This window comes from Paenibacillus sp. Soil724D2 (genome assembly GCF_001427935.1).
GTDB lineage: Bacteria > Bacillota > Bacilli > Paenibacillales > NBRC-103111 > Paenibacillus_E.
On record NZ_LMRY01000001.1, the window covers coordinates 275,749 to 298,654 of the forward strand.

18 protein-coding genes are annotated in these 22,906 nt (G+C 47.9%); 1 reads left to right on the forward strand and 17 read right to left on the reverse strand.

Annotation, left to right across the window (positions count from 1 at the left end; genetic code table 11):
* Positions 1–105: 105 nt before the first annotated feature.
* From rsmB to ASG85_RS01430, 15 genes are all read right to left on the reverse strand, one after another.
* Complete coding sequence (rsmB, locus tag ASG85_RS01355) at positions 106–1,563, reverse strand: 16S rRNA (cytosine(967)-C(5))-methyltransferase RsmB (protein WP_082587936.1); 1,458 nt, start codon at positions 1,561–1,563, stop codon at positions 106–108.
* A 119-nt stretch (positions 1,564–1,682) separates the two neighbouring features.
* Positions 1,683–2,660 (reverse strand): methionyl-tRNA formyltransferase, encoded by a 978-nt coding sequence (fmt, locus tag ASG85_RS01360; RefSeq protein WP_060645162.1) that lies wholly within the window; start codon positions 2,658–2,660, stop codon positions 1,683–1,685.
* A complete protein-coding gene (def, locus tag ASG85_RS01365; protein WP_057303549.1) occupies positions 2,657–3,139 on the reverse strand; it encodes a peptide deformylase in 483 nt (160 codons plus the stop codon). The genes fmt and def overlap by 4 nt, the downstream gene beginning before the upstream one ends.
* Before the next feature lie 41 nt (positions 3,140–3,180).
* Positions 3,181–5,694 (reverse strand): primosomal protein N', encoded by a 2,514-nt coding sequence (gene priA, locus ASG85_RS01370; RefSeq protein WP_060645163.1) that lies wholly within the window; start codon positions 5,692–5,694, stop codon positions 3,181–3,183.
* On the reverse strand, positions 5,694–6,914 hold the full coding sequence (coaBC, locus tag ASG85_RS01375) for a bifunctional phosphopantothenoylcysteine decarboxylase/phosphopantothenate--cysteine ligase CoaBC (RefSeq protein ID WP_060645164.1): 1,221 nt from the start codon (positions 6,912–6,914) through the stop codon (positions 5,694–5,696). The genes priA and coaBC overlap by 1 nt, the downstream gene beginning before the upstream one ends.
* A gap of 68 nt (positions 6,915–6,982) precedes the next feature.
* Positions 6,983–7,210, reverse strand: coding sequence for a DNA-directed RNA polymerase subunit omega (gene rpoZ / locus ASG85_RS01380; protein ID WP_056833077.1), 228 nt, complete (start codon positions 7,208–7,210; stop codon positions 6,983–6,985).
* Positions 7,211–7,849, reverse strand: a complete 639-nt coding sequence (gene gmk, locus ASG85_RS01385) for a guanylate kinase (RefSeq protein ID WP_057303546.1) — start codon at positions 7,847–7,849, stop codon at positions 7,211–7,213.
* Positions 7,839–8,099, reverse strand: a complete 261-nt coding sequence (gene remA, locus ASG85_RS01390; protein WP_009672664.1) for an extracellular matrix/biofilm regulator RemA — start codon at positions 8,097–8,099, stop codon at positions 7,839–7,841. Before remA ends, gmk begins: the two co-directional genes overlap by 11 nt.
* Before the next feature lie 33 nt (positions 8,100–8,132).
* Positions 8,133–9,032 carry a YicC/YloC family endoribonuclease gene (locus ASG85_RS01395; RefSeq protein WP_321166549.1) on the reverse strand — a complete coding sequence of 300 codons (900 nt, stop codon included), beginning with the start codon at positions 9,030–9,032 and terminating at the stop codon, positions 8,133–8,135.
* Between the two features lie 14 nt (positions 9,033–9,046).
* Positions 9,047–10,921 carry a bifunctional homocysteine S-methyltransferase/methylenetetrahydrofolate reductase gene (locus tag ASG85_RS01400; protein ID WP_060645165.1) on the reverse strand — a complete coding sequence of 625 codons (1,875 nt, stop codon included), beginning with the start codon at positions 10,919–10,921 and terminating at the stop codon, positions 9,047–9,049.
* A 34-nt stretch (positions 10,922–10,955) separates the two neighbouring features.
* Positions 10,956–11,786, reverse strand: a complete 831-nt coding sequence (dapF, locus tag ASG85_RS01405; protein WP_060645166.1) for a diaminopimelate epimerase — start codon at positions 11,784–11,786, stop codon at positions 10,956–10,958.
* Between the two features lie 107 nt (positions 11,787–11,893).
* Entirely contained in the window at positions 11,894–12,991 is a 1,098-nt protein-coding gene (locus tag ASG85_RS01410) for a GerAB/ArcD/ProY family transporter (RefSeq protein ID WP_057303542.1), read from the reverse strand.
* A gap of 254 nt (positions 12,992–13,245) precedes the next feature.
* Positions 13,246–14,475: a Ger(x)C family spore germination protein gene (locus ASG85_RS01420; protein WP_063860116.1), complete on the reverse strand. Its 1,230-nt coding sequence runs from the start codon at positions 14,473–14,475 to the stop codon at positions 13,246–13,248.
* Positions 14,453–16,057 (reverse strand): spore germination protein, encoded by a 1,605-nt coding sequence (locus tag ASG85_RS01425; RefSeq protein ID WP_060645168.1) that lies wholly within the window; start codon positions 16,055–16,057, stop codon positions 14,453–14,455. Before ASG85_RS01425 ends, ASG85_RS01420 begins: the two co-directional genes overlap by 23 nt.
* Positions 16,058–16,267: 210 nt before the next feature.
* A complete protein-coding gene (locus ASG85_RS01430) occupies positions 16,268–19,060 on the reverse strand; it encodes a calcium-translocating P-type ATPase, SERCA-type (RefSeq protein WP_060645169.1) in 2,793 nt (930 codons plus the stop codon).
* Between the two features lie 224 nt (positions 19,061–19,284).
* Here ASG85_RS01430 and ASG85_RS01435 point away from each other — a divergent pair, with 224 nt between their 5' ends.
* Positions 19,285–21,045 (forward strand): NFACT family protein, encoded by a 1,761-nt coding sequence (locus ASG85_RS01435; protein WP_060645170.1) that lies wholly within the window; start codon positions 19,285–19,287, stop codon positions 21,043–21,045.
* A gap of 112 nt (positions 21,046–21,157) precedes the next feature.
* Here the strand turns inward: ASG85_RS01435 and galU are convergent, their stop codons facing one another.
* Positions 21,158–22,039 carry a UTP--glucose-1-phosphate uridylyltransferase GalU gene (gene galU / locus ASG85_RS01440; protein ID WP_060645171.1) on the reverse strand — a complete coding sequence of 294 codons (882 nt, stop codon included), beginning with the start codon at positions 22,037–22,039 and terminating at the stop codon, positions 21,158–21,160.
* Positions 22,036–22,893, reverse strand: coding sequence for a PHP domain-containing protein (locus ASG85_RS01445; RefSeq protein ID WP_057303535.1), 858 nt, complete (start codon positions 22,891–22,893; stop codon positions 22,036–22,038). Before ASG85_RS01445 ends, galU begins: the two co-directional genes overlap by 4 nt.
* Positions 22,894–22,906: the final 13 nt, after the last annotated feature.

The window sequence follows — 22,906 nt, forward strand, 5'->3', positions numbered from 1 at the left end:
ACTTAGCCCTTTTTGAGGCAATGAACTGTAAAAAGTACAGTTGATTTAATGAAATCAGACTTAAAGTTAAACGAAAAGAACCGTTGTCAGCCTACAGCCGACAAGCTATACACGTTTGCGCAGCCGTGCGATGAAAAACCCGTCGGAATGGAACTGCTGCGGCAGGATTTGCACCATACCGGCTGCGGCAGCCGCAGGGTCAATGCTTGCGAAAACATCCGCCGGCAGCGGCGCCAGCTCAAACTCGCTATGCTCAGCGAGGAAGCGCTCAACCATGCCCGCGTTCTCCGCCTGCTCAATCGTGCACGTGCTGTAAACCAGCACGCCGCCTGGCTTAAGCAGCCTATGCACTTTGCTCAGAATAGCATGCTGCAGCTCGCTAATCGCGTCAATCTCCGCCTCCTGCTTTGCCCACTTAAGGTCGGGCTTGCGGCGAATGACCCCTAGGCCCGAGCAGGGCGCATCGAGCAGGATGCGGTCAAATGACTCCGCCGCAAAATGTTCGTCCAGCATCGCAGCATCCATCACCAGCGTCTGGATCGACGTCAGTCCCAAACGCTCCGCTTGATCTGCGATCAGCTTCTGCTTGTGCTCGTGCAGATCACAAGCCCAAATCTTGCCCACATCGTCCATTTTCTCGGCGATGTGCGCGGTCTTGCCGCCAGGGGCGGCGCAGCAGTCCAGCACTGTCATGCCTGGACGCGGATCCAGAGCTTCGGCGACGAGCATCGAGCTCTCGTCTTGAATCGAGAAGTCCCCATGCTGGAAGCCGGGGACTAAGGCCATGTTCCCGGCCCCCTGCACAAGGATGCCGGCCGGGGCCAGCTCTGACGCTTCCGCGCTGAGGCCGCTACCTTGGAGCTGCTCCAGCAGCTCCAAGCGGCTGCGGCGCCTCGCGTTCGCGCGAATGCTGACGTGCGGCGGCTCATTGTTCGCCGCACAGATCTGTTCCGTCAGCTCGGCACCCAGCTGACGAATCCATCGGCGCACGAGCCATTCCGGATGGGAATGGCTCAGCGCGATGCGCTTCACGTCGCCGAGCGCAGCCGGCAGCGTGAGCTCGGCTTTGCTGCGGATGACTGCGCGCAGCACGCCGTTGACCATGCCCGAGATGCCTTGGTGGCCTCGGCGCTTCGCGATATTGACCGCTTCGCTCACGACCGCATGGTCGGGAATGCGGTCCAAATAATGCAGCTGATAGAAGCTCAGCCGCAGCAAGCATCTCACCCAGGGCTCGAGCTTCGCGAGCCCTTTGCTGACGAAACGCTCCAAGAAGAAATCGATCGTATTTTTCCGTCCGATGGTCCCATAAACAAGCTCCGTCGCCAGTCCCGCATCCGCCCGTTCAAGAGCATGCTTTTGCAATACCTGATTCAGCAGCAAATTGCTGTACGATTGATTTTCTTCAACCCGAATCAACACATCCAGCGCCGCATCACGGGCAGAATGCTTAACAGCGCTGCTCTTCGCAGCGCCTGAGGATGATTTTGGAGCAGAGGGCTTGCCGGCCCCCCGCGGCTTTATTAGTCCGTTTTGCGGACGATTTGGTTTTTGCGTTGACAAATCGAATACCTCATTTTTAAGTTGAATAGAAAGTATAAGTTGTATACTTTAGCTTCGAATCAACCTTGACAAACGCGTTCGCCCCAAAGGGACGAAGGGGTCGTTTATCCTTGGTTGCTTTAGTTACTGTGTCCGAATACCGTACCAGCTGGGATTTGCACACCTCGTACGAACTCTGACACGGGCATCGCCTTTTTGCCTGAAGGTTGGATCTCAGTTAGCCACAGCGTACCTTCACCCGTCATCACTTCAATGCCCTGCTCACTACTGCCAAGTACAGTTCCAGGAACAGGTACGTCTCCGCTGATTTCCGAGAAGCTTCGGCTTCTTGGCTCCGAAGAACTTTTCGGATTCGCGCTAGCCCATACTTTCATAACTTCCCCATTCCAGAGGGTGTAAGCGCCGGGGAACGGGTTTAAGCCGCGTACTTGATTCCAAAGCTGGGCGGCAGAACGCGACCAATCGATCAACTCATCCTCCCTGCGGATATTCGGAGAATAAATGGCATCTGCCTCGTTTTGAGCAATAGCCTGGATACGTCCTGCCAGTAAATCCGGCAATGTACGCTTAAGTAGATCAGCACCGGCAATACTTAGCTTTTCAAATAATGAACCCGTCGTATCCGTATCTTCGATCGGAAGCTCCACCTTTGAAATCATATCGCCGGTATCAAGACCTACGGCCATGTACATAATCGTAACGCCAGTTACGGATTCACCCCGAATTACAGCGTGATGAATCGGCGCTCCGCCTCGATATTTGGGGAGCAGCGAAGCATGGATGTTTATACACCCGTACTCCGGCAAGTCCAAAACCGCTTTGGGCAAGATCTGTCCGTAAGCGGCTGTCACAATCAAATCCGGTTTTAATTGTCTCAAAAGCTCAACCGAATCCGCTTGACGCAATTTCTCCGGCTGAAGCACCGGAATCCCATGCTTTTCTGCTTCCACCTTAACCGGAGGCGGTGTCAGAACACGCTTGCGTCCTTTCGGCCGATCCGGCTGTGTGACAACCGTCGTCACGTTATAGCCTTCCTCCAAGAGCAGACGCAAGGAGGGTACTGCGAAATCCGGCGTGCCCATGAAAATAATGTTCACTCGGAATCTTCCTCTTCTTCAGCCGTATACGTTTTGGTTGCAAGATCCGTAAAAAGAACACCGTTCAAGTGATCAATTTCATGGAAAATACAGCGAGCCAGCAAATCCGTACCCGTCACTTCAATCGGATTTCCATCACGATCTTGGCCTTTGGCTGTAACATGGAGTGGCCGAAGCACATCGCCGCGAAGTCCGGGAATACTTAAGCAGCCTTCCGGCCCCAATTGTTCGCCGCTGGAAGTGACAACCTCAGGATTGACCATTTCAATCAATCCGCCGTGTTCTTCTCCGCAATCCATGACGATAACGCGTTTAAGAATACCGATTTGCGGAGCAGCAAGACCCACGCCCTCCGCTTCATACATCGTGTCTGCCATATCATTCAGAAGTTTATGCAGATTGGAATTAAATTTTGTAACCGTGACGGCTTTCTCACGAAGCACTGGATCTGGATCTTTAACAATAATACGAATAGCCATAATGTGCACCTACCTTTGAAGTCTTCTCTATTTGGGGTTCATTACATCAAATATTGCGGGTCAACATCCACGCTAATCAGCAGCTTTTCTTTCGCTGAGCGCTCTTCAAACCAAGCCACTGCTTTAGCAACGATCTCTGCAGCCTGATCTTCCCCCCGATATTTTACCACGCATTGGAATCGATATCTATCTTTGATTCGTGAAATCGGCGACGCAACAGGTCCTAACACGTCCATTTGAAACGATTGATCTGCGGGCAACGTGTTCGTAAACAAATCAACCTGCTGGGCCCGATACGTATGGGCAATCTCTTTCAATCTCGTTACAAAAGCCTCCGCAGAACGTACCAAGAGCGGAACCTGCTCATACGAGAAAGTAACCAGAATCAATCGTTGATAAGGCGGATAGCCTAAATTTGCACGTATATCAAGCTCATGGTTCGCAAAAGCAATATAATCGTGCTTGCTTGCATATTGCACACTATAATGTTCGGGCGTGTATGTCTGGACGAACACTTCCCCTTGCTTTTCATGACGACCCGCCCGGCCTGCAACCTGCGTTAACAACTGGAAAGTCCGCTCCGCTGAACGGAAATCCGGCAGATTAAGCACCGTATCCGCTGCGATAACCCCCACTAAGGTCACGTCGGGAAAATCCAGCCCTTTTGCTACCATCTGCGTGCCAAGCAGTACATCCGCCTGCTTCTCGCGAAACATCGTCAGCCATTTTTCATGTGAACCTTTCTCCGTCGTGGTATCGACATCCATGCGAATGACCCGAATCCCGGGGAAAATCTTACTAAGCTCCTCTTCAACACGCTGTGTTCCTGTACCAAAATGACGAATATGCTCCGACTGGCAGCTAGGACACTGCGTAACCTCTCGCTCCGCATAGCCGCAATAATGACAGCGCAGCATGCGCGAGCTTTGATGATAGGTAAGTGAAATATCACAATGCGGACATTGCGAGACGAAGCCGCATGTACGGCACATAACGAACGTCGCATACCCGCGCCGATTCAGCAGTAAAACAATCTGTTCTTTCTTTTGTAACCGATCTTCGATCGCTTTATACAAGGAACGGCTGAACATAGAGCGATTTCCGTTTTTTAGCTCCTCACGCATATCGACAATAGCTACTGGGGGCATCGGTCGGCTGGCCACGCGCTCCCGCATCGTCAACAACCGAAAGGGAGGTTTATCCCTGTCACGGCGTCGCCTTGTCTTCTCGATACTTTCAAGAGAAGGAGTTGCGGAACCGAGCACAACGACGGCGTTTTGCTGCTTCGCTCTTTGAACCGCCACATCACGGGTGTGATATTTGGGGCTCTCCTCCTGCTTATAAGAAGATTCGTGCTCTTCATCAATGATAATAAGGCCAATTCTCGTAAAAGGAGCAAAAATCGCCGAACGAGCGCCGATTACAACCTTCACTTGCTTGCGCATAATTTTACGCCATTCGTCATACCGCTCGCCATTCGATAACCGACTGTGCAGGACGGCGACCAAATCGCCAAACCGCCCTTTAAATCGTTCTACCATTTGTGGCGTCAGAGATATTTCAGGAACAAGTACAATCGCTTCTTTATCCATGTCCAAGCACTGCTGAATGGATTGTAAATACACTTCGGTTTTACCGCTACCCGTAACCCCATGCAGCAGAAATACCTCATTCCGTTCTTCCGCTACAGCATCCCGTATTTCCGCGAAGACACTGCTCTGTTCTTCCGTTAAGGGAAGCGGCTTTGTCCGCGTGAAAGCCCGACCCGCATAGGGGTCGCGCATCACTTCGACCTCGCGCAGTTCAATCCACCCGCGATCCGCCAAGCTTTTGACCGTGCTAGCGCCGACCTCCACTGTTTCCATCAGCTCCGTAAGCCGAATCGCGTGTGGATGCTCCATCAAGTAACGCAGCACATCCTGCTGTTTGTTAGCTCTGGCGGGTAGCTCGGCCAAAGCCTCTTCCAATCCACTGCCTCCAACTGGAGGGAAAACGGTCAATGCCTTCTTGGTATTCATTCGGTCTTTGACCACTTGTACTTCTGTTAGGATACCTGCGCTCAGCAGTTGTTTAATGAGGGCACCGTCACTTGCAAAACGCTCCATCAAAGCATCCATCGAGACTGAGCCTTTGGACTTTACGAAACTAACTATCTCTTGGAGATCCGACATGTCCAGCAGCGATTGCTCGCCAGACTCCTCTCCGACCCCAATCGCACGTTCATATTTCGCTTTAAGCGCAGCAGGCAGCATCGCCTGGAGTGCCGTAACTTCATGGCATAAGTACATGCGGCTGACCCACCGCCCCAGACTCACAAGTTCCTCCGTGAGGGGAGGAACCAAGTCCAGGACGTTCTGAATCGGCTTAATGCGAGTCACATCCACCTGCGTTTCCTCGTGCAGTTCGACGACAAAGCCTTGCAGCACCCGAGGGCCGAAAGGCACGCCAACGCGACTGCCCACTTCAACCCATTTGCTCAGGGATGCGGGTACTTCATAGTCGAATGCCCGGTTCGTTTGTTTCGCTGGGACATCGACAATGACTTTGGCGTACATCAGGATTCCCCCGCTGCGGTATGCATACGATCCGCCGCAAGCTCTAGCAGTCTACGTGCCACATCTTTCTTACTCTGTATTGGCAGGGCCTCTACGAGCCCATTACGATCATAAAACCGCACCACATTCGTATCTCCGCTAAAGCCCGCACCTTCCTGTGACACATCATTGCCAACGATGAGATCACAGTTTTTACGGTTTAGCTTGTCCATCGCATGCTCGTCCAAACGCTCCGTCTCCGCAGCAAACCCGATGACGAACTGATGCTTTTTGAGCGTACCTATTTCCTGTAAAATATCCGGATTTTTAATCAATTCCAGCGTTAGTGAGTCCGATTTCTTTTTGATCTTTTGCTCGGAAACAACGGCTGGACGGTAATCAGCCACCGCAGCGGCCTTGATAATAAGGTTACTTTCATCCAAATGAGCTAGCACTGCCTCTCTCATATCCAAAGCAGACTGAACATTGATTAGCTGAACGCCATCAGGCGCGCATAAAGCGGATGGCCCTGATATCAACGTCACCTTGGCTCCCATACGCACCGCTTCTTCAGCGATAGCGTAGCCCATTTTGCCGGAAGAGTCATTCGTAATGTACCGTACCGGATCAATGCGTTCAACGGTGCCTCCGGCAGTCACAAGGACACGTTGTCCTTCTAAGCGCCTAGGCTCCCCCTTAAAATGCTGCTTAATCGCAGCAAGAATTTCCTCAGGTTCAGCAAGCCTTCCTTTTCCAACGTAACCGCAAGCCAATTGCCCTTCTCCCGGCTCGATAAAACGCACGCCACGGCTCAATAGTGTCTGCATATTATGCTGTACTGCTGGATTCGCATACATATGCACGTTCATCGCAGGCGCTACCCATATCGGTGCCATGGTTGCAAGCAGTGTCGTACTGAGCATATCATCGCCAAGTCCGAGCGCTATCTTGCCAATCATATTCGCCGTTGCAGGCGCAACAAGCACGAGATCAGCACTATCCGCTAAGTTGATATGCGATACAACCGAAGGGTCTTTCTCATCAAAGGTATCCACAAAAACATGATGACGAGACAACGTTTGAAACGTTAACGGCGCTACAAATTGAACAGCTGACTTGGTCATGATAACACGCACAATTGCACCAGCTTGTGTCAGTTTACTCGTTAACGCAGCAGCCTTATAAGCGGCAATGCCTCCGCATACGCCGAGCACAATCGTTTTGCCATGAAGTACACTCATAGGTATCCCCTTTCTACGCACAATTTGAGAAAAAAATAACAACCACTAGGGTTGTTGGGTAAACCAATTTATTTCTTCTGATATTTCTCTGTCTCTGTCGTCTCAAGTTTCTCATAACCGATATAGTTACCGTAAAGTTCTTCTAGCGCAACTCCAACATGTTTGTGGGCCTTTTGGCCTTTCAAATTTGATTTAGCGCCATCACGCAAAGATCTTGCTCTTTTGGAAGCAGCTACAACTAGTGAATACTTGCTATCCACGATATCAAGCAGTTTATCAATTGAAGGGTATAGCATTCAATTCACCTCATCCATCCATTGTACGATTTTTGGATACATCCGATCTTTTTTGCAATGTTCTGCTAAGAGAATCGCTTGTATTTTGGAACAAGCCGTTTCTACATGGTCATTCACAATCGCATAGTCATAGTGCTCCATCAAGCGAATTTCGTCCATAGCCACTGACATGCGGCTGCGAATAACTTCATCCGTTTCCGTACCACGCGTTACAATGCGATTCTCAAGCTCATCTAGGGAAGGCGGCAGCAAGAAAATGAAAACACCTTCGGAAAACTTTTGTTTAACTTGCAGAGCACCCTGCACTTCGATTTCCAAGATGACATCTTGACCGGAGCGCAGCGTTTCCTCAACAAAACGTCTCGGGGTGCCGTAGAAATTACCTACGTATTCGGCCCATTCCAACACTTCATCCGTTTCGATCATCTGTTGAAATTGCTCCCGAGTTTTGAAGAAATAGTTCACACCATCCACTTCCCCTTGTCTAGGAGAACGGGTTGTGGCCGATACCGAGTACACGATATCCGGTGAACACTTGCGCAGCGCGGCGCAAACGGTTCCCTTGCCGACACCGGAAGGACCGGATAAAACAATCAGAATGCCTCTCTCACGCTCAAGGGTATTCGTATTACTCGTCATGATCATCGTCCTTGTTGGAAAGTCTATGCGCTACCGTCTCTGGTTGTACTGCCGATAAAATCACATGGTCGCTGTCAGTGATAATAACGGCACGGGTTCTTCTACCATATGTAGCGTCAATCAGCATGTGACGATCACGCGCTTCTTGAATGATCCTCTTGATCGGAGCCGATTCCGGACTTACGATCGAGATAATGCGGTTCGCCGATACGATGTTGCCGAACCCGATATTAATTAATTTGATAGCCATTACGACTTCCTCCTCGCGAAGCTCCATGCCGCTTCACTCGATATTCTGTATTTGTTCGCGCATCTTCTCAAGCTCTGCTTTCATCGTGATCACTCTAGCCGTAGGCTCCGAGTGATTGGACTTGGATCCGATCGTGTTCACTTCTCGATTCATTTCTTGAATCAAGAAATCCAACTTTCGTCCAACAGGCTCTTTCTCTGTAAGCAATTGATCACATTGCTCAAAATGACTTTTCAGTCGAGTTAATTCCTCATCCACATTCGAACGGTCTGCGAATATCGCAATTTCTGTCGCTAGGCGCTGCTCATCCACAGGCGTTTGTTCCTGAAGAAGTGACTGAATTCTATTCGTCATCTTAGCCGCATAGTCTTGAACCACCTGAGGTGCTAAAGCTACCAATTCGACATGGATTCGCTTCAGTTCCGCCAAGCGCTCGCGAATATCTTGCTCCAGAAACGCTCCTTCCCGCAGCCGCATGTCGGATAATCTGGCAACGGCCTCCTGCAAGCAGGCGCATAGTTCCTGTTCAATCTCTTCATCAGGTTCCTTACGCGACTCCTTCATCTGAATGAGATCCGGAAGTTTCAATAAATCTTTGAGCTCGACCTGCTCGGTATACCCATAGCGCTCCTTCAACAGCTCAGCAGCCTGCAAATAAGCATCTGCCAAAGCAAAGTTAACCGTTACGCTCTTCGGGGAAGCCGTTTCACGTTCCGCCGTGATGAAGACGTCTACCCGTCCTCTCTTCACCGCTTGCAGCACCGTTTTCTTCAAAGCGTCTTCAAAAGCCGCCCATTCCTTCGGCAATCGAATCGACACTTCACTATACCTATGATTGACCGATTTCACATCGATAAACACGTTGTATCCCGCAAAAGAACGATTCGCTTGTCCGAATCCGGTCATACTGCAAATCATTCTAATCACATCCATTACCCTATTTTAATTCATTTTGAAAGTGGGTACAAGTGGAAATCATGCCGATTCGACTTTTCCCATACATACTTCGTAAGGTCTACGCACATCTCATAGGCTAGAAAAGGGGTCATCAGATAGATGCCATTAAAGAAAGGCATTGCTGCATCCAGCAGCTCTTTGGCAATCTCAACGCCCATTGCGCGCCCTTCTGGACCCTTGAGTCCACTCATGCGTTCCCTCACTTCATCAGACAACCGAATACCTGGAACTTCATTGTGCAGATATTCAGCGTTCCCTCCGCTAGCAAGCGGAGCAATACCTATAAAAATCGGTATATTTAAATGCTTAGTCGCTTCATAAATTTGTTCAATCAGCTTGGCGTCGTAGACGGGTTGCGTCATGATGTAGTCGGCGCCTGCCTCAATTTTGCGTTCCAAGCGCTGAACCGCTTTATCCAGATGCTTCACATTCGGGTTAAAAGCAGCGCCTACAACGAAGTTGGCCTTCTGCTTTAGCGGTTTCCCTGAGAAGGCAATACCTTCGTTAAGCTGCTTAATCATCCGAATGATCTCGAATGAGGTCAGATCGTAAACGGAGCTGGACCCAGGGAGGTCGCCGAATTTGGCGGGATCGCCGGTCACGGCCAGCACGTGGTCGATGCCCAGCGCGTGAAGACCCATCAGATGGGACTGCGTCCCAATCATGTTGCGGTCGCGGCACGCGATGTGGATCAGCGGACGCGCGCTTAAGCGTTCCTGCACGAGGTAACCGAGGGCCAGATTGCTCATGCGCGTCACGGCCAGTGAATTGTCGGCCATCGTAATGGCGTCGACATGCGCATCCTGCAGGGCTTTGGACCCCTGCATAAATTTCTCGATGTCGAGATCCCGAGGGGGATCCAACTCGACGATGACGGTTTTGCGCTGCTTCACGATTTCGAGCAGCGATGGTTTGCCTGCCGGCGGCGCAGGCTTCGCCGGGGCGGGCTCGCTCACGCGCACAGCTCGCGCGGAGGGCATCGTACCAGGCGCTGCCGGGACGTAGCCATGCAGCGCCTTAGCGACGGCGGCGATATGCTCCGGCGTGGTGCCGCAGCAGCCGCCAATGATGCGAGCGCCGAGGTCAGCGAAGCGCAGCGCGCTCTCGGCGAAGTACTGAGGCGTCGCCGCATAGGTGTAGTGACCGTCGACGTAGTCTGGCAGCCCCGCATTCGGGAACGCGGAGAACGGGATGCCGGCGATGGGAGTTAGCTTCTCCATCGAACGGAGAATCCCATTCGGGCCGACGCGGCAGTTGAAGCCGATGACGTCAGCCCCGTCGTTACGCAACCGCTGGAACGCTTCTTGCAGCGGAATGCCGTCCTGCGTGCTGCCAGTGCCTTCGTTAGCGAACTGACAAATGACAGGCAGCTCACTCATGCTGCGAATGATACGCAGCGCGAGCTGCAGCTCTTCCAAGTCATAGAAGGTCTCAAGCAATAGCCCGTCCACTGGCGAATCCAGTAAAATGCCAATCTGCTCGCGGAGTGATTCCTCAACATCTGTCGTACGAACGTTTTTGCGCTTGCCTGCACGAATAGATCCAATAGCTCCAACGACATACGCTTCGTCACCAACTGCTTTTCTGGCTAACTCAACACCTGCGCGGTTAATGGCTTCAACATCGCCTTCTAGTCCGTACTTGGATAATTTTTCGCGATTAGCCGAGAATGTATTCGTTTCAATAAGACGCGCACCTGCCTCAAAATAACGGCGGTGCACGTCAGCAACCGTTTCCGGCCTAAGCAAATTCAATTCTTCATAAGAAATGCCGACAGGAAATCCCATCTGATATAAATAAGTCCCCATAGCGCCGTCACCGACCAAAATGTCTCGCTGCAGCGCCGTACGAAGATCCAATTTCATGATAAATTCCCCACCTACTAAAAATGTAATTAACTTAAACCGTGCCCGTAAACACTTCTTCCGCAGGTCCGGTCATATAAACGTGGTTGTCCGCTTCATTCCATTCGATAAACAACTCTCCGCCTTTGAGAGAAACAGTCGCTTCGCGGTCCGTTAAACCGTTTAACACGGAGGATACAAGCGTTGCACAAGCGCCAGTTCCGCAAGCAAGTGTAGGACCTGCTCCTCGTTCCCAAACGCGCATATCCGTGTAAGCACGATTTATCACTGTAGCGAATTCGACATTGATTTTACGAGGGAACATCGGATGCACTTCTAGCTTCGGCCCCCATGTGGCAAGATCGAAATTCACAGCATCCTCCACATAAATGACACAGTGCGGGTTCCCCATTGAAACAGCTGTAAAACGAAACTCTTTCCCGTCAACTTCAATCGGGTAATTGATAACTTTAGCTTCATCGACCGTTGTTGGGACTTGAAGGCCGTTCAGGATTGGTTGACCCATATCTACGCGAACAGTCCGAACTTTGCCATCTTGTACATTTAATTGCACCTTTTGTACGCCTGCGCCAAGTGTTTCAACGGTAATCTCCGTTTTATCAATTAGCTTATGATCGTAAACATATTTAGAAACGCAGCGGATGGCATTCCCGCATTGCTCGGCTTCAGATCCGTCGGAGTTCATAATGCGCATTTTGAAATCAGCATTGTCAGAAGGAAGAATATAGACGATGCCATCGGCTCCAATACTAAAGAAACGATTGCACAGCTGGATCGCACGCTGATCTGCATCAGCAGGAAGTTCTTTCTCACCAGCTATTATAATAAAGTCGTTGCCTAGACCATGCATTTTTGTGAAATTCATTGTTTATAGCACTCCCAGTATGCGGTTTAGCCATTATCATAGCGTAAAAGCTCAAAGATGCATAGTCTTTTTGACACAAAAGCTCAATAGAATCGGGTTTGCAGCACTCAGGATACCTGCATTCTCCTTTTGATTACTGCAATACTTAGAAGTAATAACGGTAAGACAAGTCCAAATGTAAAGGCAAACAACGGCCAGAACTTTGAATCGAATGAGATAAGGTAACTAATATTGGGTGAAATGATGATGGATACGGAATAAAGTATCATTCCCATAGGCAGTGCCAGCGATCGATACTCCGAGAGTTTCAAAGTCTGTGAAAGACTGGAAACTAAGACATAAAAACAAATAATTAGCTTTAGAAAGATAGTTATAAACCAAATTGCGGCAATGATAACCTCAACTCTTTGAATGATTTCAGTTATTTTTATTTTTTTAGCTAATTCAAAGCTTGCATAAAGATTGCTGGCTGTGTTCTCCGCTCCCAAAACTAACATACAGAGCAAAGTAATCACAAACAAAATGATACCCCCGATGATCGTTCCCTTTAAAAATGCTCTTCCTGCTTCCTTGGGTTGCTTCACAAGCGGAAAAAGCATCAGAAATAGAACAAGTTCCAAAAAAGGAAAAGCGATGTATGGATAAGCAGCCTTAAAGACAGGCTGTATGCCTTTTCCCAAAACGGGTTGTAGATGTTTGAATTCAAAATCTGGGATGAGCAAAATGACGAAGATAACAAAAAGAATAAGAATCCATGGATAAAAGAGGTCCGCGGTACGGGCGATGTTGGAAACGCCATAACGAACACCGGTAACTACAATACACAGGTACACGATATGTATCGCTTGAATCGGTGTTTCAGGCATCATGGAAGAGGTTAGAAAATCACCGAGATTTCGCAAGGCGAGAGACGTTAAAATGAAAGCGAAAAAAAACATCAACAAAGAAACACTTGTACCTAGCCAAGACCCAAGAATTTCTCGACTCATTTCCACCAAGCTCCTGCCGGGATAAAGTCGGCCTAACGCGTTGTAGATCCATACCAGTAAAAGTCCGGCTATCATTCCGACAAGAGCGGAAATCCATGCATCTTGTTTAGCTTCTGAAGCAAGAATCGTCGGAAGTAATATGATAGAGGTACCGATTATGAAAATGGACACCATTTTTTTAAATTGATTCGCTTGAATGGTTTCGTTTTCCAACATTGGGTTCACAATCTCGCTTTCATCGTATCCTATTCGCCTTTGCTGATGGGTCCGTAAATGATCTTAATCAACTCTAAAGGCGACCGGACTTCTACGCCCAAACTCACTGTTATACCTAGTACAATCCCAACAAAAAGCAAGATAGAAAAAGTCCATAGCTCCTTCCGTTTTTTTCTTTTTATAAGTGAAGGCACTTCAATGACTATCATCATGATACTAATCGCCAAAAACGCAGCTACACGCCACAATGGATATTACTCCCCCATTCTTTCGTAAAACGATTTCGATGTTTTAAACATTTGCTTGATTTTCATTTCGATTTGAACATCTACTTTCATCGTAGACATGATATCTTCCCAATTATTCTTCGCCCCTTCCCAATATTTGGGATAGCTGCGTTCAACTTCTTCTCCAAAGCCGAAGATATCAGACTTATATTGGGTTTGTACCGTTTTTATCACGGATAAAATAGAAGCCTTAATTTTATTTTGGGTTAACTGTTCAATTTGTAAAATGGATGACGGCTTCGTTAAGTCTATAGGACATTGAACATCGGTTACAACGCCTTCCGCTTTTATTTTCAACTTTATGGAGGGCTTACCGTTTTTCATGATAACTTTCGTATCATTCTTGGTACGTAGTAACTCCACCGACATGTGGCTCTCTTCATTAGGACAAGTCAAAAGTACCGCAGTACTTTTCACCTTCCCCTGGGTATAATTATATCCCATGCTTTCCTCCTCGTTTAACCAACCTAAGAGTTTATCTTTTTTGAAAACAGCTATCCCCATGTATTTGAGTCGGGCAGGCGAAAAAATTTTTTCTACATTTCCTCTATCATTGCCTGTTTGAGGATCACCCATTAACGTAATTCCGCTCAACACGGCTTCCTTTCCTTTACTGATGATATTGGAAGTAAATTCATCAATTTTTACATCTGCCGTAGCTCCCCATGCTTTCGATGAGACTTCAAGAGAAGCATTCATTTTCGTAGCCGGCGTTTTTTCCAACGGGGTCAACACTTTAAGAATATCTTGCGCCTCAACTCCCCGAGCAATGACGACATAAAAGTCTTTGCGATATTCATGATCTCTTGAGATGTGATCCAGCGCTCTACCCACGCCCTCCTTTGCAAATTTTTCTCCGAAAATAAGGATCTGCAACTGTCCAACATATATTTTCCTTGTGCTTCGTGTTGTCATTCTTCTTGCCGCCTCCTGAAATCCGTCACCCTTTTCTCGAAACAAAGTGACCGGAGCGAGGGAAGAAGATCCTCCTTCTTTACCCGAAATGGCTCCCGTGTTCAGAATCTGGTTGGAAAGCATAATTTGCTTCCCACTCTTATCCACGCCAATTGCAACGGAAACTGCGAGATCATTCAGCTCGCGACGATTCCAACACCCGGATATAAGTACCAAGCAAATGAGAGTAACAAACGTTCCATAAAACCTTCTTTTCGTATTAACCTCTCCCTTCGGGGTCAGGGTCCGTTGTAGATGAGTGACTCTGACGAATTTGGTTTAATTTACTCGCAGTCGAAGGGCGAGAGTTCATTTTCCACCAAGGAACACGCAATCCCCCATCTTTTAAATCTTCAGTAACAACAGGAGCGTATGGAGACATGTAGGGAACTCCAAAGGAATTTAAATGACAGAGATGTTGGACGATCGCAATGATCCCTGCAATGATTCCGAACAAACCGAAGGAAGCCGCCAGACCCATGATCCCGAATCGTAAAATTCGAATGGCAATAGCCATGTTGTAGGCAGGAATTGTAAAACTCGCAATCGCCGTGATGGAGACAACGATCACCATGGCCGCCGATACGATTCCGGCTTGTACGGCTGCTTGACCAATGACCAGCGCGCCAACAATGGAGATCGACTGTCCAACTGCTCTAGGTAACCGGACTCCAGCCTCACGCAAAAGTTCGAAGGTTAATTCCATAATTAAAGCTTCAAAAAAAGCAGGAAATGGAATTCCTTCCCGCTGAGCTGAAAGACTAATCAATAATCGAGGAGGCAGCATGTCATGATGAAACGTTGTAATCGCAATGTATAAGGGTGGTCCCAGCAAGGCAATCAGTAATGCTGAATACCGCAAAAGACGTAATAGAGTAGAAATATCGGAACGCTGATAATAATCTTCCGCCGACTGAAAAAATTGTGGAAATATAGCTGGAACCAAGAGAACAAACGGTGTGCCGTCCACAAGAATGGCAATACGCCCCTCCAAAAGTCCGGCCGCAATCACATCCGGTCTTTCAGTGTTATAGATCGTGGGGAAAAGTGTAAATCTCCTATCCTGAATCAGCTCTTCGATATAGCCGCTTTCCAAGATACCATCAATTTGAATACGTCCAATTCTGTCACGAACCTCCTGCACGACGTGGTCCTTTGCAATGCCATTCACATAGACGATAGAAACGCTTGTTTTGGTGATACGACCGACATTAAATCCCTGTATCCAAAGGTTAGGATCCTTAATCTTTCGCCGAACTAAAGCGATATTGGTTATTATATTTTCAGTGAATCCATCCTTGGGACCTCGTATCACCGTTTGGGAGGTCGGCTCTTGGATAGGGCGGTCTTCCCAGCCTTTTGAAGCAATTAGTAAACCCTGATCAAAGCCCTGGCATAGGAGAACGGTTTCACCACTCAAAATGCCTGACAGCAGCATATCTAGGTTTAACCCTTCTTGAATACTGCCGACGGGCAGCAGCAGCTGTTTAAATTCATCTAAATAATTACCTGCTGGTGATTGTAAACCCGAGAAATGTGGGTACCGATCTAAGGACATCAGGGGTTCAATAATAAATTGATTAATTAATTTAACATCGGCTAGTCCATCGGCATAGATGACGGCTACTTCGATAGCATTAGAACCTTCGGTACGCCATTCTCTAACCACGATATCCTCGCTGTTTCCGAAAGTTTGTTTGATCCTTTGAATGTTTTCCTTAAGATTCTTTTTTAAACGCAGTGAATCATCATCACTTTGTTTTTGTTTGTGATGGGTTGGCACACTTAATCTGAACTTTGTAGATAAAAATTTAATAATTCCCATGATGTGATACACTCCCTCCATGCTTGTACATAATTTCACCAATAGGTAATTATTTCATGCACTTACAGAGCACTTCACATCCCGCCCTGCAAACGTCCTACAAGTACGATAGGGTTTGTCAAGGTTTATGCGAAGCAATCGCATAAACCTTATACTTTCTTATCAACGAAAAAAACCGCCCAAGGGCGGTTTATAATTATATACATCTATTCATCTGAAGCTCGGCTTGGAAGAATTATACGAAACAGAACGTGAATTCTTGTTGCGTTTTGGCGACAGCACACTGCCCAGCCCCATTAAGAAGGTCGGAATGCCAGCGGCGATCAGAACCAGAATCCAATCCTTCCAGCCAAGTGGAACAGTTTTGAAGATAGGTTGAAGAGCTTCTACATACATAACGGCCAGCATCAAGATAAGCGAGGAGAGCACAGCAAGAACAAGGTAACGATTTTGAAAAGGATTACGATGGAAAATAGAGCGTGAACTGCGGCAATCGAACACATGGATGAGTTGAGCCATTACCAAAGTGGCAAATGCGACGCTTTGCGCTTTCAGTAAGGTTCCGGGATCGGATGGATTGACTCGTAATACGAGCCAGAAAGCACCCAAGGTGCAAACGCCGATAAGAATTCCTCTGGAAATAATTTTCCAACCCAATCGTCTAGCGAAAATATTTTCTTTCGACGAGCGCGGCTTGTGCTGCATCAAATCCTTCTCCGCTTGATCCACTCCCAGCGCCATAGCAGGAAGGCCATCGGTGACAAGATTCACCCATAAAATTTGAATCGGTACAAGCGGCAAAGGTAGACCGGCCATCATCGCAATGAACATCGTCATAATTTCGCCCACGTTTGAGGCAAGCAGATACCGGATGAATTTACGAATATTTTCATAAATACCGCGTCCTTCTTCAATCGCCGCAACGATTGTGGAGAAGTTATCATCGCTAAGAATTAAAGAAGAAGCTTCCTTGGATACATCCGTCCCTGTAATCCCCATCGCGATGCCGATATCCGCAGCTTTGATCGCTGGCGCATCGTTTACGCCATCCCCCGTCATGGCGACGACATGTCCTTTGCGCTGCAAAGCTTTGACGATACGCAGTTTATGCTCAGGGGAAACCCTCGCATACACGTAGGTATCATTCACTTTTGCATCCAGTTCATCGTCCGAGAGACCCGCAATCTGCTGGCCACTCATACTGACCCCATTCGTAGGAAGCATACCAAGCTGCTTAGCTATTGCCTCAGCGGTTGTCTGATGGTCACCTGTGATCATGACCGTTTTGATGCCTGCTTTACGGCACTTCGAGATCGATTCACGCACTTCTTTGCGCGGTGGATCGATCATGCCGGTTAATCCGACAAAAATCAAGTTGTTTTCCACATCTTCGTAATCCTCATAGCGGTCACTGCTCTTAAGTTCTTTGTAAGCAATCCCCAATACCCGAAGAGCGGATTTGGCCATGCCTTCATTGGCAGAAATCACTTTCTGTTTAAGCGTGGATGTGAACGGAATTACCTTCCCATCCCAAAGAATGTAGCTGCAATGTTGAATTAGAACATCAGGAGCTCCCTTCGTGCAAGCCATCCGGCCATGCTCAGAAGTCACAAGCACTGACATCCGTTTACGCTCCGAGTCAAAAGGAAATTCGGCGATACGCTTATATTTCTCGCTTAGCGACTCCTGGGTAATGCCGCTCTTCGCACTAAGGACCACTAATGCACCTTCGGTTGGATCCCCTTTAATGTTCCAAACAGAGACAACGCCGTCTTTACCATCCTTGCCCTTCTTCCGTTTCAACTCCTGCTTTTCCTCAAACAAAGATGCATTATTACAAAGCACGGAAACATGAAGCAGCTTGCTGAGAGATGGGTTCCTAAGCGCATCGGTGTTTTGTCCACTTATTTGGATATCCCCAACCGGCGTATAACCGTCACCCGTCACTTCCAGCACGTCTCCGCCAACCCATAAGTGGGTAACCGTCATTTTATTCTGAGTCAGTGTTCCCGTTTTATCGGAACAGATGACCGAGGCACAACCTAGCGTCTCTACAGAAGGCAACTTCCTGACAATGGCTTTACGCTTAATCATTCGCTGTACGCCGAGTGCAAGCGCAATGGTAACTATAGCAGGGAGTCCTTCGGGAATAGCGGCGACAGCTAAGCTGACACCGGCTAAGAACATCGCATAAGGTGGTTGTCCATGCATAATACCTGCGATAACAACGAGAACAGTTAATGCAAGCGCGACGATGATCAGAATCTTCCCAAGCTGTTCCAAGCGATGCTGAAGCGGCGTCTCCATAGATTCTGTATTTTGAATCAGATCAGCGATTTTCCCCATCTCCGTGCTCATCCCGACACGAACCACAATGGCTTTGGCTGTTCCACGCGCTACCATCGTCCCCATGAACCCCAGATTACGCTGATCCCCAAGAGGCACCTCATCATTAGATATAGCCGATGTTATTTTACTGACGGCTACCGACTCCCCTGTTAGGGCTGACTCCTCGATATATAGGCCATTCGTTTCCAGAAAACGCACATCTGCCGGCACCCGATCGCCGCTTTCGAGCAAAATAATATCGCCTGGAACCAAATCACGAGCTGGTATTTGATGAACTGCGCCCTCTCTCCAAACATTAGCGTTAGGGGCTGACAATTCTTTAAGAGCACGTAATGAACGTTCTGCCCGAAATTCCTGCGTAAAACCAAGAATGCCATTCATCACAATAATAACGATAATGGTAATGGCATCTAAATATTCACCCAACAAGCCGGAAATCAAGGTCGCCCCCAATAAGACCAGCACCATGAAATCTTTGAATTGATTCAAAAGCAGTGTAATCGGAGAAACACGCTTCCCTTCGGAAAGCTCGTTTCGACCAACTTCCGCCTGTCGCTTCCAAGCTTCCTCCCAGGGCAATCCTTGCTGCATGCTCACCTGCTGTGACTGCAGGACTTCCTCCGACGTCAACTGGTACCACTTATTCTGACTCATCCGCCCTTCTCCCTCCCACTTCCCATGTACTTGCCTCTCACTCATACGTAAATGTATTCAGACAAGCAGGAAAATATCCCTGAAATCATCTTTCTTACTGACTAACGCTTAAGTTTTTGTGAAAAGTATGGCATCATAGAGGTTAGCAAAGTTTTTAACCGAAGAGCTAATTGTGATTTCAACGCACATTGCAATTAGCTCCCTAGAATGGAGTTGTATGCATCATGGCTTTAGACGGACTAGTCCTTCATGCAATTATTCACGAACTGCAAATGTGTGTAGGAGGCCGAATCAATAAAATTCATCAGCCCACCGAAAATGACATTATTATGCACATCCGAGCACAAGGGCAAAATGTGAAACTTCTTCTTTCAGCAAACCCTACTTATCCAAGGGTTCAAATCACCGAGCAATCCTCGTTAAACCCAATGGATGCTCCAATGTTCTGTATGCTGCTTCGCAAGCACTGTGAGAGCGGCGTAATTGAAGCCGTGGAACAAATAGGTATGGAGCGTGTCATCCGTTTGCAAATTCGTCATCGCGATGAATTAGGAGATATGAGTACCAAACAGATTATTGTGGAAATCATGGGCCGACACAGCAATATTATTCTTCTAGACCCGGCAACAGAAACGATTCTAGACGGCATCCATCATGTAACGCCTGCCATCAGTTCTTATCGGATTGTCATGCCGGGAAGCAAGTATGTCACACCGCCTGAGCAGGATAAGCAAAATCCACTAGAGGCCGATGCCTCTTCGTTCTTGCATGCTATTCAGCAAGATTCCGGTGAAGAAGAGTCCAAGGATAAACCAGAACAAAAATTAGTCGCTGCATTCAGCGGGCTAAGTCCTTTGATCGCCAAAGAAATCGTATTCCGCAGCCGTCAAGGCGGGAACAACGAACAAGAAGATGACCCAGCGGCCTTGTGGACAGCTTTCGACGGTGTCATGACGGCTGTACGTCAGCATCGCTACGAACCCATCATTGTAGAGCAAGAAGGTACCGGTAAATTGTTCTTCGCTATGATACCTTTAACACACATTACCGGCATTTCCACGTCCTATGCGACACCGAGTGATTGTTTGGAGCACTTTTACGGCGACAAAGCGGAAAGAGATACAGTCAAACAACGAGTGGCTGATTTGCTCCGTTTTTTGCATAATGAAGCGAATAAAAATGTTAAAAAGTTGGAAAAACTTCAAGAAACCGTTGATGACTCCAAAGATGCCGACAAATATCGGATTCTCGGCGAGCTGTTGACAGCCTCACTTCACCTTATAAAAAGAGGGGATCGCGAGGTCGAGACCATCAACTACTATGATGAGGATCAGGCTTTGATAAAGATAAAGCTGGATCCTCTATTGAACCCCTCTGAAAATGCACAGCGGTATTTTAAAAAGTACACAAAAATGAAAAACAGCACGGCGATTGTCGAAGAACAAATTGCACAAACTCATCAAGAGATTACGTACTTAAACTCCTTACTCCAGCAGCTTAGTGTCGCTTCTTTAACCGATATCGAAGAGATCCGTGATGAGCTTATGGAGCAAGGTTATGTACGTGACCGCAATAAAAAACAGCGTAAAAAGAAAAAGAAAGATAAGCCGGCTTTGGCCTGCTACCTTTCCAGTGAAGGTGTCCCTATCTATGTTGGTAAAAATAATACGCAGAACGAATATTTAACGAACCGACTTGCCTCTTCGATGGATACATGGCTGCATACGAAGGATATACCTGGCTCCCATGTTGTGATTCGCAGCGATAGCTTTTCAGAGACTACCCTGCTGGAGGCAGCTCAATTGGCTGCTTATTTCAGCCAAGCCAAACATTCCAGCCAAGTCCCTGTTGACTATACAGCCATTAAACATGTCCACAAGCCAAATGGATCAAAGCCCGGATTTGTCATCTATGTGAATCAGAAAACGCTATTCGTGACACCGGATGAGAACATGATTAAGCAGATGAACGTCACGATAAAATAAAATTTCATTTGGCGAATAAAAAAACCTAGCGAGAAACCCGCTAGGTTCTTTTGTGTTATTTTTTTATGAAATAACCATGTCCATCCAACTTCCCAAGTTTCATCGCATTTCTCTATTTCAATTCCAACTGACGAATCAGAGATAATAGATAGGCTTTTACTTGGTCCTGTAAATCCGGACGCTGCAAGGCAAGCTCGATGGTCGCTTCAATATATCCCATCTTATCCCCAACGTCATAGCGCTTAGCCTGCATCAGATAGGCAGCCATCTGCTGCTGCCTGTTGAGTACACGCAAAGCGTCGGTCAATTGAATTTCACCGCCGCGGCCAGGCTCTTGTCTCTCCAAGATGCCGAAAATTTCCGGCATGATGATATACCGCCCAATAACGGCTAAATTCGAAGGTGCCTGATCACGGTCCGGCTTCTCTACCAGATCCTCGATCAACTGGTACTTGTCCAGGCTGCTTGAGGGGGAGACGATACCATACTTGCTTACATCTTCCCAAGGCACTTCTTGCACAGCAATGACGGACGTTTCGGCTTGTTCATATATGTCCATCATTTGCTTAAGTCCTGGAGGCGAGGATTGGAGAATATCATCCCCAAGCAGAACCGCGAATGGCTCATCCCCAATAAATTTGCGGGCGCACAGAATCGCGTGACCAAGTCCAAGAGGCTGTTTTTGGCGAATGTAGTGCACATCGGCCAAATTCGAAACGGATTGCACGATTTCGAGAAGCTGCGTACTGCCTTTTTCCTCCAGCATCATCTCAAGTTCAACCGATTTGTCGAAATGATCTTCAATTGCGCGTTTATTGCGTCCAGTGACAATAATAATATCTTCAATGCCAGATTCAATCGCTTCTTCGACGATATATTGAATGGCAGGTTTATCAACGATAGGCAGCATCTCTTTGGGCTGCGCCTTTGTAGCTGGCAGGAACCGAGTTCCCAGACCTGCTGCAGGGATAATAGCTTTGCGAATTTTCTTCATGTATGCTGCTCCTTCTCTGGCTTAAGGCTTTGCAAAACATCGATTCCTATTCGCCTCGAACCAATAGGTGCGTGGAATACGACACCGCCTCGTTCACCATGGAAATCAGAACCAGCGGTTATAAGAAGCCCGGAGCGCTGAGCAAGGGTGAGATATTTCGCCTCTTCTTCCGGGGTATGATCTGAGTGATAAACTTCAATACCATCCAAGCCTTGATGAATAATAGCTTCTACAAGGGCATCATCATGGTAAATACCTGGGTGTGCGAGGACGGCCTTTCCCCCCGCTTCTTGGATCCACCTAATCGCCGTTGCCGGCTCGATCCTTGGCGGATTGGCATAGGCGGCAGCACCAGTCCCTAAATACCGGTCAAAAGCCTCGCTAATTGAGCTCACATAGCCTTTATTCAGCAGTACCGCAGCGATATGAGGTCTTCCAACGGTGTCGCCTTTACTCTTAATATTCTCAACTTCACGCAGCACTTCCGCCATTGTAATGTCTAGTCCGAGCTGCTGTAGTCGTTCAATAATCATGTTATTGCGAGTATCTCTCGTTTCTCGCAAAGACGCCAGTCTCTGAAGAAATTGCTCATTATGAATGTCAATATAATAACCTAGCACGTGGATATCCTGCCCACCCGCAACCGTGGAGATTTCTACTCCTGGCACGACCTCTATGCCGAGCTCACGCCCCGCTAAGAGCGCCTCCGCGACACCTGAGACCGTATCATGGTCAGTGATAGCTATGGCGCCTAATCCTGCATCGAAAGCCATTTGAACGTTAGCCGCAGGGCGCTGGGTTCCATCTGAAGCTGTCGTATGTGTATGTAAATCCGCTTCTATTCTTGCAGACATTTTCTATTCCCTT

Bases quoted from the DNA above. Each gene is read 5' to 3' on its own strand.
- ASG85_RS01435 (WP_060645170.1), top strand. From the start codon at position 19,285: ATGGCTTTAGACGGACTAGTCCTTCATGCAATTATTCACGAACTGCAA.
- ASG85_RS01445 (WP_057303535.1), bottom strand. From the start codon at position 22,893: ATGTCTGCAAGAATAGAAGCGGATTTACATACACATACGACAGCTTCA.
- dapF (WP_060645166.1), bottom strand. From the start codon at position 11,786: ATGAATTTCACAAAAATGCATGGTCTAGGCAACGACTTTATTATAATA.
- ASG85_RS01425 (WP_060645168.1), bottom strand. From the start codon at position 16,057: ATGGGAATTATTAAATTTTTATCTACAAAGTTCAGATTAAGTGTGCCA.
- priA (WP_060645163.1), bottom strand. From the start codon at position 5,694: ATGTACGCCAAAGTCATTGTCGATGTCCCAGCGAAACAAACGAACCGG.
- coaBC (WP_060645164.1), bottom strand. From the start codon at position 6,914: ATGAGTGTACTTCATGGCAAAACGATTGTGCTCGGCGTATGCGGAGGC.
- remA (WP_009672664.1), bottom strand. From the start codon at position 8,099: ATGGCTATCAAATTAATTAATATCGGGTTCGGCAACATCGTATCGGCG.
- galU (WP_060645171.1), bottom strand. From the start codon at position 22,039: ATGAAGAAAATTCGCAAAGCTATTATCCCTGCAGCAGGTCTGGGAACT.
- ASG85_RS01410 (WP_057303542.1), bottom strand. From the start codon at position 12,991: ATGTTGGAAAACGAAACCATTCAAGCGAATCAATTTAAAAAAATGGTG.
- ASG85_RS01430 (WP_060645169.1), bottom strand. From the start codon at position 19,060: ATGAGTCAGAATAAGTGGTACCAGTTGACGTCGGAGGAAGTCCTGCAG.
- gmk (WP_057303546.1), bottom strand. From the start codon at position 7,849: ATGACGAGTAATACGAATACCCTTGAGCGTGAGAGAGGCATTCTGATT.
- ASG85_RS01400 (WP_060645165.1), bottom strand. From the start codon at position 10,921: ATGAAATTGGATCTTCGTACGGCGCTGCAGCGAGACATTTTGGTCGGT.
- def (WP_057303549.1), bottom strand. From the start codon at position 3,139: ATGGCTATTCGTATTATTGTTAAAGATCCAGATCCAGTGCTTCGTGAG.
- rpoZ (WP_056833077.1), bottom strand. From the start codon at position 7,210: ATGCTATACCCTTCAATTGATAAACTGCTTGATATCGTGGATAGCAAG.
- ASG85_RS01395 (WP_321166549.1), bottom strand. From the start codon at position 9,032: ATGGATGTGATTAGAATGATTTGCAGTATGACCGGATTCGGACAAGCG.